Genomic DNA, 17,833 nt, shown 5'->3' with positions numbered 1-17,833 from the left:
TCAACAAATGCTTGCTGAAGGTAAAATCTACTGCAAATATATACGGATGCATCTGCTGTCCGGTCTGGAATATAAGGGCTGGTGGCTGATGCTGATTCAGGTGCTGACCGTGGTGGTCTCAGATCCCATAGCCACCGTCCTGCTGTTCTCCCGCTTCGGCAATATCGGTGAATGGACTGTCGCCCATATCATTCTGGTCTACTCGCTGGCTGTAGCGTCCTTCGGACTCGCCGAGAGTCTATGCCGCGGCTTTGATTATTTTCCGTGGCATCTGCTGCGCTCCGGCGATTTCGACCGGCTGCTGCTCCGCCCGCGGTCCCTGTTCGTCCAGGTCGCCGCCTCCAGATTCCACCTGCACCGGCTGGTGCGGCCGGTTACCGGGATCTGTGCGGCGGGCTGGGCGCTGGGACAGCTAGGCGTCCCCCTAACGCCCGGCAGGCTCGGCATTCTGGCAATGGCGCTGGCCGGAGGCTGCCTGATGTACTGTGGAGTATTCGTGCTGACCTCCGGGCTTGCTTTCTTCACCATCAAAGGGCTGGACTGGATCTATCTGCTCACCAATGCCAGCTACCAGATCACCCGCTGCCCGGAGCCGTACATGCCGCGGGTCCTGAAATCCGTGTTCAGCTTCATACTCCCGATGCTGTTCATCAGCTTCTATCCGGCGGCCACCGTGTGCGGCTGGGATTATCCCCGGTGGCTGGGCTTCCTCTCCCTTCCCGCCGGAGCCGGATTCCTCGCAGCCTCCCTGCTGGTCTGGCGCATAGGCGTAAGGCATTACAAGAGCACCGGAAGCTGAGTCCGGTTCACTTATCAGGTGATGCAAAAATATCCCGTCAGCACAGGCTGACGGGATATTTGCATTGCTATAACCTTGTTACATTACAGCTTCGGGTAAGAACAGCAATAATCAGTTAATGCGAAGACCTCCAGCGCAAACTTGGAGTTGCCGGGAACATGGAAGGTATCAGCTCCATCAATGTCCTTCCATACCTCAGTGCCGGGCAGCAGCACCTTGAGCTTGCCGGAGAGAATCTCCATCGTCTCCGGGCCGTCTGTGCCGAACTCGTACACTCCAGGCAGCATAATGCCCAGTGTCACCTTTGTGCCGTCCTCCAAAATAACGGTACGGCTGGTTACTTTTCCATCGTAATAGATGTTTGCTGCTTTTTGCACGGTTGCGTTGGTGAACTGACTCATTACTTATTCTCCCCTTTGTTCGTCGATCAGTCTATTATAGCAGCGCTTTAACGCGCTTGACTACATTTTCTACAGTGAAGCCATATTCTCTGATTACGGTGTCGCCAGGGGCGGAAGCGCCGAACGTAGTGATTCCCAGAATATCGCCCTGATCGCCGGTATAACGTTCCCAGCCGAAGGTCTGCGCCATTTCAATCGCCAGGCGGGCCTTCACCTCAGGCAGGATGACGGAATCGCGGTAAGCCTTGTCCTGCTTCTCGAACAGATCCCAGCTTGGCAGGCTGATGACACGGACATCGATGCCTTCTTCAGCAAGTGCAGCCTGCGCCTTAACCGCGAGCTGAACTTCAGAGCCGGTAGCGATAATCTGAGCCTGCGGTGTACCGTTCTTGGCGTCAGAGATTACATAACCGCCGCGCTTAATGTTATCGCGCACACCTTCCACGGTTCCTGCCAGGATCGGCAGGTTCTGGCGGGTCAGCACCAGCGCTACCGGATTCGAGGTGTTCTCCATAGCGTAAGCCCAGGCAGCAGAAGTCTCGTTGGCATCTGCCGGACGGATAACTGTCAGGCCTGGAATAATGCGCAGGGAAGCGAGCTGTTCAATCGGCTCATGCGTAGGACCGTCTTCACCGACAGCAATACTGTCGTGGGTCAGCACGTAAGTCACCGGAAGCTTCATGATCGAAGCCAGACGGACCGCCGGACGCAGGTAGTCAGTGAATACGAAGAATGTACCGCCGAATACCTTCAGACCGCTGTGCAGGGCAATCCCGTTCATGGCAGCCGCCATACCGAATTCACGGACACCGAAGTAAATATTGCGGCCGTCATAAGAATCAGGGGTGAACTGGGCCAGACCGTTCAGGTGAGTCATAGTCGAGCTCTCCAGGTCAGCAGACCCCCCTACCAGCTGAGGAACACCGGCAGTCAAGCCGTTCAGTGCATTACCGGAAGCCACACGGGTGGACACTGCTTTGTCTTCTGCTTTGTAAAATGGCAGATTAGCATCCCAGCCGGAAGGAAGCTCGCCGTTCAGTGCGGTTTCGAGCTGGGCAGCCAGCTCTGGGTAGGCTTTTTTGTAAGCAGCGAATTTCTCATCCCAGGCTTTGTTGGCAGCGATCCCTTTCGCTTTCACTTCAGCGAAGCTGGCGCGGACTTCATCCGGTACATAGAAATCCTCTTCATATACCCATTTGTAATATTCCTTCGTCAGCTTCGTTTCATCAGCACCCAGCGGGGAGCCGTGAGTACCGCCGTGGCCGCCTTTACCCTGCTTGTTCGGGCTGCCGTAGCCGATAACAGTCTTCACTTCGATCAGTGTCGGCTTGCTGGTGTCTGCTTGTGCTTCCTCCAGAGCCTTAGCCAGTGCCGGAAGATCATTACCGTCTTCAACGCGCAGCACCTGCCAGCCGTAAGCTTCAAAGCGCTTGGCCACATTCTCGGAGAACGCCAGATTCAGCTTGCCGTCCAGGGAGATATCATTGGAATCGTACATTACAATCAGCTTGCCGAGCTTCAGGTGACCGGCCAGCGAAGCGGATTCCGAAGAGATCCCTTCCATCAAGTCACCGTCGCCGCAGATCGCGTACGTATAGTGGTCAATCACATTATGTTCACCTTTATTGTAGGTAGCACCCAGCTGCGCTTCAGCCATTGCCATCCCTACCGCCATCCCGATCCCCTGTCCCAGCGGGCCGGTTGTCGCATCTACACCTGCGGTGTGGCCGAATTCCGGGTGTCCCGGTGTCAGGCTGCCCCATTGGCGGAACTGCTTCAATTCTTCCATCGGAAGATCATAACCGCTCAGGTGCAGCAGGCTGTAGAGCAGCATGGAGCCGTGTCCGGCAGACAATACGAAGCGGTCACGGTTAATCCACGTCGGGTGATCCGGGTTATGCGTCATTGTCTTGGCGAACAGCTGGTAGCCCATTGGAGCGGAGCCCATCGGCATCCCCGGATGTCCGGAGTTTGCTTTTTCAATGGCATCGATGGCAAGCGTACGGATGGTTGTGATCGCCAGGTTGTCCACCGTGGAGTTTTCTTCTTTATGAATGGCTTGATCTTTTGCTTGTTCAGTCATTACAATAATCCTCCTCAAATCAAGAATGTCATTTTGACTATTATTGTATCACGGAAGTGGAAGCATTTCCAATTGTTTTTGCAGGAAGCCTGGAGAGCGGGGAACTTAGCCTTAGGTCTAGTTTTTATTTAAGACTAAAGTTTGTTTTGCAAGCCGGTTTTATACAGTAAGATGAGATTAACTCAGCAAGCGGAACCGGATGATCCCATAAATTCCATGAGAAAGGAAATTGGAAGATGACTGCAAACAAAGATATTTATATTGTACTGACCGGGACAGGCACTGCCTTCAGCGGACTGATTAAGTGGTTCACCAAGGCTGAGCTGAATCATGCCTCCATTGCCTTTGACCATGAACTGCGGGAAGTCTACAGCTTCGGACGAAAAAAAGTGCACAACCCTTTTATCGCCGGCCTCATCCATGAGAACTTTATCCATCCCTTCTACCGCAGCGCAGACTGTGCCATCTATCAGCTTAGAGTAACAGCAGAGCAGTATGAGAAGATGTATAACCATGTTCAGGGCATGATGCAGAATCAGGAGCGTTATAAGTATCACCTGCTCGGCCTGATCGGTGTGCTGCTGAATATCCGGTTCGACCGGGAAAATGCTTTTTTCTGCTCCCATTTCGTCGCCTCTGTGCTGGAGGAAACGGCGGTACAGCCGGTAGCCAAGCCCTCCTGCTTCGTCACACCGGAGGATTTCGCCTCCTCCCTGTGCGCCCACAAAATCTTCAGCGGCAAACTTTCCTATTATATGCGCCGGAACCATGGCACAACCGCCTTCAGCTCCAGTCTACATAACACCAATTCTTCTGTGGCGGCCGCTGTTGCTGCAAGAATGCATTTGAATGAAGAGCGGGCCGAGGGAGTCGTCTGACCGGCTGCCCTCAGCCCTTGAAGTTTATTTGATACGGTGGCTCTGATAATACTCCGACCAGTCTCCCGCTATCGTGACTGTAACGGTATCGGTCTTGGTGTGGTACGCATTCGTTGCAGTAAAAGTGAAGCTCACCGGCCCATCCGCCAGATGCTCGAAGGACGGATCAGACAGCCCGCCGGTCCACAGCGTCTTATCGCTGCCAGTTGGACTAAGCTGCGCAGTGTACCCTCCGGTCATGGTGACCTGAACAGTATCCGGCAGACCGGTCGCTGTGCCCTTCAGCACGAACTTCTCGCCTGCCCAGTACACATTATACCCCCGCGGAGTCTCCGGGTCCCCGCTCTGCTTCAGATTATAAGCCTGACGGTTGCTGTTCCACGCCTCTGTATGCTGAACTGCCCCTTTGATAGACAACAGGTTGACCATCATGAATTTCCTTGGAGACACATTACTCCATTCAAAACCGTCATAAGCCTCCACTTCGACAACATACTTTACATTCTCAACAAGTCTGCCTGCCGGAACCTGCCATTGATGATGGCTTGAGTATTGCTCTCCAGACCCAATCACCTGACCGTTGGTCGAGTCGATGAGGCGAACCTTAAACCGTTGCTGCTGGTCCCCATCTTCATCCTGATAATCCCATTTGATGACTGGCGTAAGAGTGCTCACTACGGTCGGATTGTTGAACACCGTACTTGTAGGATAGGTGATGTTCACCACAGGTAGCCGGTTTACTACAGTAATATTCTGAATTAGTTCCCGGTAAAGGCCTAATGAGTCGGTAACTACCTGCCGCAGAGCGAAGGTTCCATTGGTCGTGAACTGCTTGGTGAAGCTGCTTTGTGTGTTTAAAAGGGCCTCTGTTCCTCCCGCCGGCTTCAAGTAATACTGGTAGCTGATGCTGTCCCCCTGCGGGATATCCGTATCGGTCGCTGTGCTTGTGATGTTCAAAACGTCCGTCCGGTAGATGGGCTGTTTAGCGGCATCTTTTCCAGTATCCGTAGTTAAGGTGAATCCAGGCTTCGGCGGATTGTCGATGATGAACATCTTTTCATTGGAGATCTCCGACCAGGAGCCTTTGGAATACGCCCGCCCCAATACGGTGAAGTACTCAAAGCGATTGAATGTCAGGTTGGGCACTTGATACTGGCGGATCAAGCCGCTGCTATCTGTATTCTCTACCGTTTGCTCCAATAGTCCTTTTATGGTGAAAAATTCTAGCTTGTACTTTTCCTGAGGGTCACTCTCCGGGTCAGAGTAGGTCCACTGAATTAACGGGTCCCCCTGCTTCTCTGCATCCAGGACCGTAGGGCTCGCGGCTGTACCTGGAGGAGAAGTGAGCGTCATGGACGGGGCTTCGTTTTTGATTACATTGACTTTTAGCGTCTCGATGTTGGACTTCGCTCCGATCTGGTCCACCGCCCAGTGTTCCAGAGTGTACGTCCCTGGTTCCGGGAAATTGATTTCGATGCTTGGCGTCTTATATAACTTGGTGGTGCTATCGCTGTCCGTCACCTTCCAAAAGTATTGCAGACTGGCAATATCCGAAGGATCTTCATCATAATCAGACGATGTATACTGCTTCGTATCAAACTGATACACCGCCCCTGGCCCGTTAATGGCGGCTGTAGGGACATGATTCAGGACCTTGAACGTTCGTGTCGCATTCGAGGAAAGCAATCCGTCCGAGGCAGTCAGCCGCATTTCCCAGCCATCTGAAATGGCTTGCTGTGGTGAAATGCCGCTGCGCGCGATCAGGTCCCGGATGGTCAGCACCTGGTTTCGGTTACTGCCGGCATAATAATAAGGGCTGCTATTGATCCGGGCGTTCCAGGCATAGCTTAGCCCATCGCCATCCTCATCCGGGTCCGGTGTCAGATTGTCCATGGTAATGACCGTATCCCGGTACACTTCCACCGGCATATTGAAAGCGGCTGCCGGCGGGTGATTCAGGACTTGTACCGTTTGGCTGTAGGGCTGCGACCATAGCCCGCGGTTATCATGGACCTGAAGGGTCAGCTGATACGTCCCCACGCCATAGGCTGCGATGTTCGGCGGCACGGCCGCCCCGCCCCAGTGGCTCCACACCTGCTGCCAGCCATCTTTTATCACTGTCCAGCTGTACACATCGAGTGGATCATTGTCAGGGTCGTAAGACTTGTCCGTGATCGTGGTAGCCTTACGGTACGATACGATGTTGGGCTCAACAGTAAACAGAGCTACCGGCGGCAGGTTGCTTGCGGCTCCCACCGTTTGCTGTGACCAGTCACTCCAGACACCCACCCCGTTCTCACCATCGATGTCCCGTACTCTCAGCCGGATATCATACTGGTCATTCGTTGGCAGCTGCCCCGGCGGATATCCATCCGTCCAGACTTGCCCCTCCGTCTTCTTATATTGCCATTGCCAGTCCATAATCCCTTTATTGGAGGCGGTGACATGATCCAAATCGTAGGAGCTGTCGGTGATCTGCATCCATCCGCCTGACAGCCTGGCACTGAATAGCGCGATTGGCTTGCGGTGTACATGGAAGGTCATTGAAGACAGGTTATTCCGGCTCCACTTGCGGTACACATCAAACCGGTCATCATCCTTGGGATTGTCGCGACCCTGGAATGTGGCCACGTAGGATCCGCTATACGGGAAAGTCGTGTAGGGTGAATTCCGCCATAATCCGGAATCCCAAATAATACCCATCGAATTATCAAAGAAGTACGGGTCGTGATCGAACCGGTATCGCTCTTCCCGTTTAGGATCCCATTCTGAGTCAGAGAATTTCGTCCTTGTTTCTACCGGTGTATTGACCAGGACAAACGACTTGTTCCTCATCTGTTGTCTGACATTGATTGTAAGTGCAGCCTTTGCGGTCATTCCCGACGGGTCGGACGCCGTGATGTTCACAGTGTAGGTTCCTGGCGGTATCGAGTCTTGCAAGACATCCAGTGGGATATTAAATATTTTGGACAGCTTGGCTTGAGGCACCACCGTCTTCTTGTAGAAGACATTCGGAATCTCGGCTGTTACCGTAACATCCTCGTTATCAGGATCACTGACATACCCCTCAATATTGATTCCGCTTAGGCCGGCGGCATTAACCAGGGTAATCCCATTTGCTGTTCCTACGGACAGGCTAGGAGCATAGTTGGGTATCAATTCCGCTAATCTAGTCATGTACGGTGACCACCAGTACGTGTTTGTCCGAGCCAGCACTCTAAACCGGAGCATTTCCGGATCTTTCTCTAGTCCTGGAGTATAATCACTTGGCTGATAATAGTTATATCCTTGTGCATATTCATTAGGAGAGGTGTTCGCCATTAAGCTTCGTATGTTGGACATATCTATATCCAGAGTGGCGGGAAAATAATCTCCTTGAGGTGGTGGTGCCACCGCATTTATAAATAATCTTCCCCAATCTGCTGACCAATTATAGTACATACCATAATAGTCGGGTGTTCTAGGATCATTGCAGCTCCACCATTCGTCACGACCATCCTGCCTATATTTTTCATACTGGTACGCCTCTTTGGTATACACGCTACTACACATTTCAATTTCCATTGGTTCCGTATATCCTTGCCATTCGCGTCTCCCCGTGTTATAGGTAACATGCAAGTTAGAGCCTGGAACAATATCATAGGTCATTCTTTTGGTAGTTTTATTAAATTTAAGATTGGTGACCTTGATGGCAGGGAAATCAATGACAACCCTGTCATCCTGATTGCCGTGTCCCCCCCGTCCGGCTTCAAAGACAATATCCCGGTAATAAATGAAATTGTCCTCTGCCGCCTGCACCGTACTGGCCAGTCTCGTCACTTCGACAACTGGCTGAGGCAGTGCGGGAATCAGCAGCAAATAGGCCATAAGCAAAATGATACTTTTCTGAAAAAGACGGATTCCCTTCATAGTCTACGTGCCTCCCTTACAAATCCCAATCGACTTCTGGTGCGCGGTTATCGATTTCTACTGTCCGCTCCACCAATGCTTGCCTGATCGGATCGGTATATGAGTCTGCAATCCGCCGGTCCGCCTCCGTCACGTAATCCTCTATGGTCGGCTGGCCAAACTCTTCAAAGACTGTCAGCCGGATCTCATATCTGCCCACCTGGCTTAATTCCAGTTTGGGAGCAATCTCATTTTCATTGCTGAAGATCTCCCACTTCTCATCGGTAAAATTACCGTTATTATTGGAGTCATACCGGTATTCCCAGATCCGCCGGTTCAGGACGTCCTTGTCCGTGGAGAAGGATCTATCCATGACTTGGAAGATTGCTTTATTTCCCTTCTCCGGGTCGCGGTACATTTTTTGGGCAACGTCAAAATACACACTTGGGACTTCATCCGGTGCAATATCAAACGTGATATCCCCATCTGCACCATAGCCGGCAGTATTCTCTACATGAATGGTCGCTTTGTATTTGCCTGGCTTGCGGAATAGTACATCCTTGCTCTCCAACTCGGCCAGACTGCCGCTGTACTTGATGTCCGCTTGGGTTCCGCCGCTGACTGCGCTAATGGTGACCTGGGTCTTGGACTTGATGATCGGGAACCGTTCCGGACTTGTACTGCTGTTGGTGAGCGTGGTTTTCCGGTTCTGCTTCAGCGCCCCGGTGATCTCCAGGCTGGCGGATGGGGTTGGTTCAATGACCGTTACCTCGGTGCTGGTACTCCCGATCAGCCCGTCATTATCAACAACGGTAAGGGAGATGGGGAATGTCTGGCCGACCTTATCCCGGGTATACCAGACGTAACCTCTAGCCGCATTTTCAATCCCGCCCTCTGCTCCTGGAGTTCCCCAGGCATAGTCGGTGATATATCCGTCCGGATCGGAAGAAGCTCCACCGTACACCATCATGTCTGAACCCGCTTTAACATACTTGGGTGCACTGATGCGGGCAATCGGCGGCTTGCCCTCGGGCTTGGTTGGCTTGTTCGGTACGGATGGATAGCTGACCGGATTGTCCTTCTTGTACACTCCGGCCGAGACTTCCATTTTCTGCTCCAGGGACGTTATCGTGCCGGTCTTCGTAATGACCGGATTCTTGAATCGAATGACCACCGTCAGCGCATAATCCTGCTTGAAGCTGTCACTGGTCACCCGGCTGGCCGGGATCTGAAAGTCAAAGCTTTTGGATGCGGTCAGCACTTTGCTGTATTCCTTCTTCATATCAGCCTTGGCTGTACCGTCCTTTTCACGGGCATAAAACACCCATTCTTCGATGTTAGATGAATTTGTGTAACCGAGCAGCTCGCCTTTGACGTTGATCTTCACATCGACCTTGCTGCCCTCCAGCTTGGCCGGGTTCGGGCTTGGTTTCTCCAGCGTAGCCGTTCCGTTAAGCGTAGCCTGGTCGGGCGGGGAGTAGTCGAAGGTGACTGTACCGGCGTAGCTGTAGGATGTGAGTTTGGCTTGGGCAGTGAAGTAGTACGGCAACTCAACGTAATAGAGTCGACCTTCTACCCATTGTCCTTTATCAAAACTGTCGGATACTTTCTCTGGAGCATAATTTTTAGAGGGTACTGTATAAGTAATCACAAACTTCCCATTCTTAACACTGGTAGTCCCATTATCTTTCATAAGATCACCAGCATTAAGCTTAATACTAGATTGAATCACACTACTATATGGAACCGGAGTTTGATCCAGCTTATACCAAGTTGCTGCACTAGGATTCACGGGGTCTGACTTCGTTGAAACCGTTGTTTTAGGTGGTACTGCAGATGGTACTCCGTAATCGTCTGCATTTTTGTTGTAACTTACGTTGTACCCCTTGTCTTCTTTGTAATCGTTGATTTGCCAGCGCCGTCCATCGGCATAGCGCCAGATGGAGTTTCCGGGAGTGCTCACAAAAGGCTTGGTAAACAGTCCATCTTTCCCTAATACGGGAAAAGTCTCCTCCCTCACGTTACCCTTCAGCGTAACCTTGATCTTCCCGTTCTCGACAGTGAGAGCTCCTACAACACTGTTGTTTCCTGAATATTCAAGTGTCCCTGTCTTAATTGCGGGGCCGGTGACCCCGCTGGGCAGATCCAGATAAAATGTCTTGGCACTATTCCCTGAGCCGATTAACCCGGTTGTCACCGGTATGCTGACTTTGCCTTGCTTAGCCCCTGTACTCTCTGCAGAATAGATGAGAGTTGGCGAAAGCAACCCAAAAACTAACAGGATAACCATTGCGGTAATCCAAAATTGTTTAGTTTTCATTCCTTCATCCTCTACTTCTTCTCGTTCACAATGTACTTTGTGGCAGATGTCCCTTTGCTATCTAACCAAATCTCAAAATAGTTGAACTTACCACTGTATAAAAAGCCTTGATAAGAACTTAACTTTTCCCCCGGTTTCAATACCCATGTCCATAAAGCACTTTTGCTATTTTCTATATTGACAAATTTACTTGGCATGATATTGAATGCCTCACCTTCAGATAGATCACCAAAATTGAAACGCCATTTATTTTTCAAATCTTTAAAGTTTCTTTGGACAACTGTTGTTCCCTTATTCTCTACCGTAATCTTTGTCCAAATAAAATACTGGGCACCATCCAGATCATATCCATATTGTTTAGCCAGCCCCTGAGCATCCTTCGACTTCGCATCATAAATCATAATCTTCTCCAACGTATAACTCAGCCCACCGGCCGTAACCGTAACCGGCAGCTCCACATCCTTCACCAACCCGTATTTAGACAGGTTGTCCCTCATAATCGGCGTAGCCGCAGCCTTTGCTGTAGGCTGAACAGACTGTGCCCCCGCCGCACTAACCGCCCCGCCCTGAACAACCGAACCCGCGAGCAGAGCTGCCGCCAAAAAAAATTTCACTCCTGCTTTCCCCTTGCTAATCTTCCTGTTCATCATAATCTATCTCTCCCTTAGTTTTATAATCATAATTCCTTCGCTATTTGAATTTCGTTCGCCTTACGCTGTTAGATCTCACTCGTCTTCGCCGACCCCTCACCGATTCATCCTATATTCCTGAACCGCCGGGACTGTGATCGCTTCCTGCACCTTGTCTCTTGAGATAAGAACCGGATGCTGCGTCTGAATGACGGCAATGACCGAAGGGCCTTGTATGTATTTGGTGATACCATAAGCAGGGTCTTCATAGAGCATGGGAAACGTAGCTCCCGTGGCTTCGTCCACAATGTCGAACTTGACGATCTTCACCTGCGCCTGAAGCCGGCTCCCCGCTAAGGGGGATAAGCCGTCATCCAGTCCGAGATTGCGCTGCAGGGTTTGGCGGAAGGCGGCATACGCCTCAGCGGGGGCAATGACCAGACGGCCCTGTGCCCGCGCAGCTTCGTTCAACTCCTGGGAGGCGTCATGGACAGCCATGTTGTTGGCATCCTTAAGCATACTGCGGACCGTGTCCCACTCCTGGTTCTGAATCTGAAAAAACCAAGAATAGATAAAAATCAGCAGCACAAACGCCAGCTTAATCACATAATCCATAGGTTTGTTTCATCCCTTAATCAATCGAGATATTCACTCATGATCGTGCTATGTCCATAGTACAGGGTCGGCTGGGATACGCCGGAGAAATTATACGGAAACAGGTTCACCCTGGGCGCGGTCACGAACACATCAATCCGCTGCTTGCGCTCCAGAATTACTTCTGTTCCACTTGTGATTTTAATTGAATTCTCCGGGAATCCGACAGCCTTCAGGTTAGCAACGACTTCAGCTTTCATAGAGGGTGTGACTCTACCTTCTGTCGCTGCTTTTTGCGTGATATACGAGGTGTTGGCCTTGACCTGCAGATCGAGCAAATAATCGATATACGAAAAAATCGGCTGCAGAATAATGAACAGCACCAGCCACATGAACAAGGCCCGGAGGACGGTTGCCTTCAAGCGCAGCGCCTCCTTTTAGTACTGTTCAACCGCTTTGACATGGGTAATGATCTCATCCTGGCTGCCGCCGATGATGCTCACAGCCCCAGCGATAAAAATCCCCGCAATCACAAAGCCAATCGCCAGAAACAGCGCAACGGAAATCGAATCCTTCTTCATCTCTGTTAAACCAGAGGTTGAGCAAGCGTATATGTTACTTCCGTTTTCCCGGATTCTCCCGGCTGCACATAGCTCACCTTGGGAATCTCCGGTCTGTTGTCATCCGCCTTATCAATCACGTCCCGGACCACAGGAATCAGGATCGCAATTACGATAGCCACGCACAGGAATCCGATCGCGATGAACAAACCAGTCGAAATAGCATCTTTTTTCATTGTTAATATCTCCCTTTTGATTGTATATTTTAAAAGCCTGCTTGAATATAACAAAAATTTCACCTTCGGTACTTTCTGCTCACTGAAACATGCCAACGCCGTTGAAATTGCCTTTGATCAGCATAATGTACTGCATCGCCAGCGAGACGATCATAAGGAAGGTAGCGATAGAGGGAATCACATTGATGATTGTCGAAATATCCCCGATAAAAGACCATTTCTTCAGATATTGATCGCTAGAAATCTTGGTAATAATTTTGCCCTGCTCGCGCAAATATTTTGCCGCCTCATGGTCATCGTCCATCCCTTCTGTCGCCAGCAGAATCGAACGGATGTCGTTGATGAACGCGTGATTCCCGGGAAATCTGCCGCAGAACCATTCAATCGCCCGCTCCGTCCCCTCATCCACCGCCCGCTCGGAGAGCTCATACAGCTCCTGGCGGATATAATTGAAATGACTGGCTGTCCCGGCGCAAAAAGCACCAAACTCCACATACCCGCGCTTACGCAGCCGGTTATTCTCGTAGAGGCGGATGAAGGAGATCAGCTCCCCGTCCTGCTGAATCAGGGTTCTCTGATGCAGCCAGGCCAGCAGCCAGCCCAGTGGGAGCACACGCTGCGGACTGGTAACCAGCAGAATCAGCAAGGCAATCAGCGGATCATAGACCGACATAGACTCAGAGCGGATGAAATCCCCCGTTGCCTGGACAAGCAGATAGAGCAGTGCCGCCGAATAACGAAACAGCATGATTTTACCGGCTGAAATCGTCAGTCCGCTCCGGTTCAGCAGCTGCTGCAGCCGCTCATTGTGCAGGCGTTCGCCGAAGGCTCTCCATTTCACTCCCAGTCGAAGCATATAACGCTCCTGCCGGCTGCTGCTGCTAACAAACACCAGTAAGGCGAGATATACAATCCCTGCTACAGCTATTAATAGTAGTACTCGCTCCATAAGTCATCACCTTAGTGGTAGTCCAGCTTGGGCCTGGCCAGAATGGTACTGATCATGAACGAGATGAACAAGCCCGCAATAATCACCATCATGAACGCCAGTCCAATGGACGTCTCGAATTGTAGTTTGAAATAAACATCAGGCTTCAGCATGTACATGAATGTTCCCACCGAAGACACCAGCACGATCAGATTTCCGTACAGCCCCAGGCTGATCGCATCCCGGCTGCTTGCCTTGACCGTCAGAATCGTCTCCCGCTGCAGCTCCATGGTGCGGCTTAGCGCCATGAGGGAGCTTTTGAGATAACGTGTCCCTTCCTTCTCGCAATACAGAAGATCCGATACGAATTCAACCGCAAATGTCGTTCCAATCGCTCCGGCAAAACGCTCCGCTTCCTCATTCAGCTCCCGCTCATGGCTGTAATTGGCGAACGCCGCCCCCAGCAGCTTCAGAGGGGTCTTCAGCACATTGTCTGCCGGCAGCAAATCACTGGTTCTCTGCAAAATCGAATCCGCAGACAGATGCGTAAATTTGGTGGCAATCTGAATCACATCGAGCAGATCGTAGCTTCCCCGCACCTTACGCTGGGCATAGGTATATCTCATCCGCAGATAAGGGATAGAGGCCGCGAGAACCGCCAGGAACAGCGGCAGCCGCCAAGCGTGCTGAACCGGCGCGCCATCGTTTAACACCATTCCCTCCAGAAAAGGATTGCTGAAGCTAAGCTGCCCCGGCAGCTCCTTAAGCGTCAACAGACTCGACAGATACACCCCCAGGAACAGCATTCCTGAGCGCGCGGCAAAACGCAGCACACTGATTCCCGGCTCGTATCTCTTCGCGGCAAAGTACAGCAGCTTATCCAGATGGCGGTACAGCCACATCGTTTGCCTGACCGTACTGACCTTCTGGCCAAACCGGCTCATCCGCAGATTCATCCGTGAATCCAGCTTGTAGCCCCATTGCTGCAAATGCCGCTCGATCAGCGGCCTCACCAATAGCCAGAGTCCGCCCGCTACGAGTAAATGAAGGATAAACCGGATGATATACAGCAGAAGCTCCACAGGTTTCCCCTCCTATTCGTTCAACACCATTTTGGATTTCAGACTCTCCTTCAGCGGACCCGTCATCGGCTTCTGCGCGGCGAGATGGCCAAGCTCCTGCAGAAATACCCGCGCGGCTCTGGCGTTTTTCTTCTTCATCTTCAGCATCAGCCCTTCGGTCAGCCTGTCATTATAGCTCCAGCCCGACTGCTCCGGCTCCCAGCGCATCAGATCATTCGCAAATACCGAGTTGGTGGACTCCTCATAGTAGACCTCGGAGATTCGCGCAAGCCGCTTTTTGCCCTCCGGCACACTCTCCAGAATGAACACCAGCTCGCACGATTTCAGCGCCGAGATGAGATGCCCCTTCAAGCTGCCGCCAATCCGCGTGGATACGGCAAACGCCCCCTGATAAGGGATGTCCTCCGCATCCACCGTATGAAAAGTCCCAGTAATGCCGTCATACCCCTTCTCACCGCTCCACAGGTAGAACTCCCACTCGTGATAACGCATTTCCGTCATGTACAGAATGTTCGGGTCATGCCGCAGCGATTCCACCCCAACCTCCATGAGCTCCTCATTGGAGGCCTGGATCGGGATAATCCGGTGACCCTTGATCTGGTAAGGCAGAATCGACTCCGGGTGCTTCTCGATCATTACGACACCCATACAGGAGGATGAGCCAAGCAGCTGCTCCCCGACAATGGTATTGGCGAACGTGGTTTTGCCCGATCCTACGGCACCGGCAATGATCGTATTGCGGAACGTACCGGTCAGCGCACGGATCAGATCAATCGCTTCCGCAGGAATGCATTCTGTACCCGCCTGGTCATCCAGATCCAGAAATTCAAAGACCTGCCGCCGCAGCGAGATGGTGGTGAAGCCCTCCCAGACCCGCGGGGAGACCCAGATCGCCAGACGGATGAAGCGGCCCGGCCACAGGGGGTCATCCATTTTAAATTCTACCGAAGGATTATCCTTGTTCAGCTTCTTGCCCGGATCACTCTTTAGAAGCGAGCGCTTCAGCTGCTCTACCCGGTCCAGCGAAGGCATCTCATAGGGATACGCCACAAACCTGCCTTGATGGTTATAAAAAATCTGCCGCCCGATAATCTGCATCCCGGTGGATTCACTATAAGCCCTGTCCGTGAACCAGCGGTACGCGGGGCCAAAGCCCTTCCATTCATGAAACAGCGCTTCGGCTGCTGTCCGGTAAGCCTCCGGCACCTGCCCGGTGAACGGGGTGCGGCGTAAGTATTTCTCAATCTCGTTCATGAAAAAGCTGACCGCCTGCGGGTCTCCAATGAGCGCCTTGGCATTCAACTCGAAATAGCTGTCTTCCTCCCGGTCCAGTCCGGTGTTCATTTCGCTTTTCATGGTGTGCAGGAAGCTGTAGAAGTCCTCCTTGCCCGGCTTGCTGGTGCGCAGCACGCTCTCCTTCAGTGAGAACAGCCGGATGTCTACTGCCGCATTACTGCTTATCATAGAAATATCCCCTTCTTTCGGACTTCCAGGGCAAGGCCCAGCGATACCAGCAGCGCGTGAACCTTACTGTCCACCTGCTGAAGCTCTTTTTTGCCGAGCGGGAGATTCTCCGGGAAAGACGGATAGTACGGCAGCTCCAGCAGCAGCTCACTGCCAAAGCGCAGGGCCAGATTCTTCGGTGAAGTCACTTCCTCCACATTGCTGCGGTTAACGATCCACTGGAAATCCTGCGGCTGCAGATCCATATGCCCGGCCAGCTCCATCAGGGGCTGCAGCCTGTACTCGTGCCTTGGATGCGTGACCATCATGCGCAGCGCGGATTTCTGCATGCCTACATACCAGGCGGCGCTCTCGGGAATTGATCCGAAGTCCGCAATCACTACATCGGCGCTGCTGCCCGCTCTGGCCAGAAGGTACTCCATCTCCTCTTCCTGATAATCCTGCGCGCTAAGATAATCGAAGTTACCGGGCAGATAGATGTAGCCTTCCTGCTTGACCCATCCGTCAAAATCCTCATTATGCAGCATCTTGCCGGTAATCCGCGGGCGCAGCTTGTCCAGGCTGACTGCCGTCCGCCGGTCATAACCGGGATCATACAGATCAAGTCCCAGCAGGATCACCCGCAGCCCTGAAGCGGCTATCCTTCTGGCGAACAGCTTGGCTATACTGGTGCAGCCGATGCCTGGCCCGGAGCCGAAGAAGCCGACCAGATTACTGCTCTCCTTACACTCGTCCTCCAGCATATAGCGCAGCTTGTCTATGATCGCGGCTGAGGTTGAACGCGGGGGCATGAAGAAGACGCCCAAGCTTTCACATTTCATATGAACCGCCTGATAACTTCTCACCCCTTTGTGCTGGTAGATGTACAGGATCAGGGAATTAGGGTATCTCGTACGCAGCTCATTTAAATCCTGCACCGGGACCTGCTCGCTGGTGACCATCAGGAGATGTCCTCCGGCATGTTCAGGCTCCGGCAGCACATGTTGCGCAATCACAGTGAAGCCGGTAAGCTTGATCTCATTATTCGTCAGCTGATCCACACCCAGACTGAATATTTTCACGTCTTATCCTTCCTCCTTTCATATGAGGTCCTATTCAACCACCCTGACAATCCACAGCTTTTTGCCCTGCTCCAGGTATGTGCCCAGCAGCTCGCCGTCGCTTTTCTTCAGCTTCAGCTCGGGGGCAGCTACTTTCCCGGTTGAGGTAAACCGGTTATTGTTGTTGCCGTTCTCTGAATCGAGCACATCATTATTATCTTCTGTGCGCACATAGTTCACGGTCACGCCGCTTAAGAAGACCTTACGGGCCGGAATCTCCTGCGGAGTCTCCTCGTCTGCCGTGGCTGCAGGCCCGGAACCGGCCGGTTCATCAACCAGATAAATATCGACCTTATCCCTGCTGCGCAGAGAGCCGTTAATGGCATAGATGGCATCCTTGGGAATGGGGAAAATGCCTTCATCCTGCTGCGGCTCCAGTTCATTTACATCGACCAGAGCTTCCGTCAGAATGCTGCCATCGGTCAGATTCACGTTCGTAATCTTATGCTTTACCTGATCCACGCTGCGGATGAACCCGGCCGGAACGTCTTTGGTCTGCACGGAATCCAGATAGAGATGATCCGCAGTCAGTTCATGATTCTTCGGCAGAATGCCACCGTCATCAACCTTGATTTTGACCACGGTCTGCGACAATACATAAGGCTTGAAGTAAAGATCATAGCCCAGCAGTCCGCCGAAGCCGATGATCAGGATGAGAAAGGCAAAGAGATAATTGCGTTTTAACAGTCGTCCGTGTTGCGTTGCCAAGCCTTTTACCCCCTTTGAATGTGATTTCTGCACATAGCAAAATACATCTTGGCCTAAGAGCCAAAATGTCCGGTAAAATGCTTTTTTACCTGTCGTGTTGAGAAGTGTATTAGATTATCATTGTGAGGTTGTTTTGCATGAGGCTGCGGGAGGCACTCCCGGC

Annotated in this window: 16 protein-coding genes; 2 read left to right on the top strand and 14 right to left on the bottom strand. The window is 52.0% G+C overall.

Annotation, left to right across the window (positions count from 1 at the left end; translation table 11 throughout):
* Positions 1-7: 7 nt before the first annotated feature.
* Positions 8-799 carry an ABC-2 family transporter protein gene (locus tag MHI24_RS22765; protein WP_340021797.1) on the top strand — a complete coding sequence of 264 codons (792 nt, stop codon included), beginning with the start codon at positions 8-10 and terminating at the stop codon, positions 797-799.
* An 83-nt stretch (positions 800-882) separates the two neighbouring features.
* Here the strand turns inward: MHI24_RS22765 and MHI24_RS22760 are convergent, their stop codons facing one another.
* Together MHI24_RS22760 and tkt are read right to left on the bottom strand one after the other, a co-directional pair.
* Positions 883-1,200 carry a pyrimidine/purine nucleoside phosphorylase gene (locus MHI24_RS22760; RefSeq protein ID WP_238652528.1) on the bottom strand — a complete coding sequence of 106 codons (318 nt, stop codon included), beginning with the start codon at positions 1,198-1,200 and terminating at the stop codon, positions 883-885.
* A 34-nt stretch (positions 1,201-1,234) separates the two neighbouring features.
* Positions 1,235-3,283: a transketolase gene (tkt, locus tag MHI24_RS22755; RefSeq protein ID WP_340021796.1), complete on the bottom strand. Its 2,049-nt coding sequence runs from the start codon at positions 3,281-3,283 to the stop codon at positions 1,235-1,237.
* A 236-nt stretch (positions 3,284-3,519) separates the two neighbouring features.
* Between tkt and MHI24_RS22750 the strand changes: the two genes are divergently transcribed.
* Positions 3,520-4,161 (top strand): hypothetical protein, encoded by a 642-nt coding sequence (locus MHI24_RS22750; RefSeq protein WP_340021795.1) that lies wholly within the window; start codon positions 3,520-3,522, stop codon positions 4,159-4,161.
* Positions 4,162-4,185: 24 nt separating this feature from the next.
* Here the strand turns inward: MHI24_RS22750 and MHI24_RS22745 are convergent, their stop codons facing one another.
* The 12 genes from MHI24_RS22745 to MHI24_RS22690 all read right to left on the bottom strand — a co-directional run bounded on the left by MHI24_RS22745 (position 4,186) and on the right by MHI24_RS22690 (position 17,670).
* Positions 4,186-7,338, bottom strand: coding sequence for a hypothetical protein (locus MHI24_RS22745; protein ID WP_340021794.1), 3,153 nt, complete (start codon positions 7,336-7,338; stop codon positions 4,186-4,188).
* Positions 7,339-8,086: 748 nt separating this feature from the next.
* Entirely contained in the window at positions 8,087-9,700 is a 1,614-nt protein-coding gene (locus tag MHI24_RS22740; protein ID WP_340021793.1) for a hypothetical protein, read from the bottom strand.
* 680 nt (positions 9,701-10,380) lie between these two features.
* Positions 10,381-11,019 carry a hypothetical protein gene (locus MHI24_RS22735; protein ID WP_340021792.1) on the bottom strand — a complete coding sequence of 213 codons (639 nt, stop codon included), beginning with the start codon at positions 11,017-11,019 and terminating at the stop codon, positions 10,381-10,383.
* A gap of 96 nt (positions 11,020-11,115) precedes the next feature.
* The gene (locus tag MHI24_RS22730) at positions 11,116-11,613 is read right to left on the bottom strand and encodes a hypothetical protein (protein ID WP_340021790.1); all 498 of its coding nucleotides are present in this window, start codon (positions 11,611-11,613) and stop codon (positions 11,116-11,118) included.
* A gap of 20 nt (positions 11,614-11,633) precedes the next feature.
* Complete coding sequence (locus MHI24_RS22725) at positions 11,634-12,014, bottom strand: hypothetical protein (RefSeq protein WP_340021789.1); 381 nt, start codon at positions 12,012-12,014, stop codon at positions 11,634-11,636.
* Between the two features lie 15 nt (positions 12,015-12,029).
* Positions 12,030-12,173 (bottom strand): hypothetical protein, encoded by a 144-nt coding sequence (locus MHI24_RS22720; protein WP_238652520.1) that lies wholly within the window; start codon positions 12,171-12,173, stop codon positions 12,030-12,032.
* Positions 12,174-12,178: 5 nt separating this feature from the next.
* On the bottom strand, positions 12,179-12,388 hold the full coding sequence (locus tag MHI24_RS22715; RefSeq protein ID WP_340021788.1) for a hypothetical protein: 210 nt from the start codon (positions 12,386-12,388) through the stop codon (positions 12,179-12,181).
* Between the two features lie 79 nt (positions 12,389-12,467).
* Positions 12,468-13,337, bottom strand: coding sequence for a hypothetical protein (locus MHI24_RS22710; protein ID WP_340021787.1), 870 nt, complete (start codon positions 13,335-13,337; stop codon positions 12,468-12,470).
* Between the two features lie 11 nt (positions 13,338-13,348).
* Complete coding sequence (locus MHI24_RS22705; RefSeq protein ID WP_340021786.1) at positions 13,349-14,398, bottom strand: hypothetical protein; 1,050 nt, start codon at positions 14,396-14,398, stop codon at positions 13,349-13,351.
* Positions 14,399-14,410: 12 nt separating this feature from the next.
* Positions 14,411-15,862, bottom strand: a complete 1,452-nt coding sequence (locus tag MHI24_RS22700) for an ATPase, T2SS/T4P/T4SS family (protein ID WP_340021785.1) — start codon at positions 15,860-15,862, stop codon at positions 14,411-14,413.
* On the bottom strand, positions 15,859-16,923 hold the full coding sequence (locus tag MHI24_RS22695; RefSeq protein ID WP_340021784.1) for a hypothetical protein: 1,065 nt from the start codon (positions 16,921-16,923) through the stop codon (positions 15,859-15,861). Before MHI24_RS22695 ends, MHI24_RS22700 begins: the two co-directional genes overlap by 4 nt.
* Before the next feature lie 30 nt (positions 16,924-16,953).
* Positions 16,954-17,670, bottom strand: coding sequence for a hypothetical protein (locus tag MHI24_RS22690; protein ID WP_340021783.1), 717 nt, complete (start codon positions 17,668-17,670; stop codon positions 16,954-16,956).
* Between the last annotated feature and the right edge of the window lie 163 nt (positions 17,671-17,833).

Source organism: Paenibacillus sp. FSL K6-1096, from assembly GCF_037977055.1.
Classification (GTDB): Bacteria; Bacillota; Bacilli; order Paenibacillales; family Paenibacillaceae; genus Paenibacillus_AQ.
The sequence above is the reverse complement of the archived record's forward strand: the minus strand, read 5'-3'. Positions and strand labels throughout refer to the sequence as shown.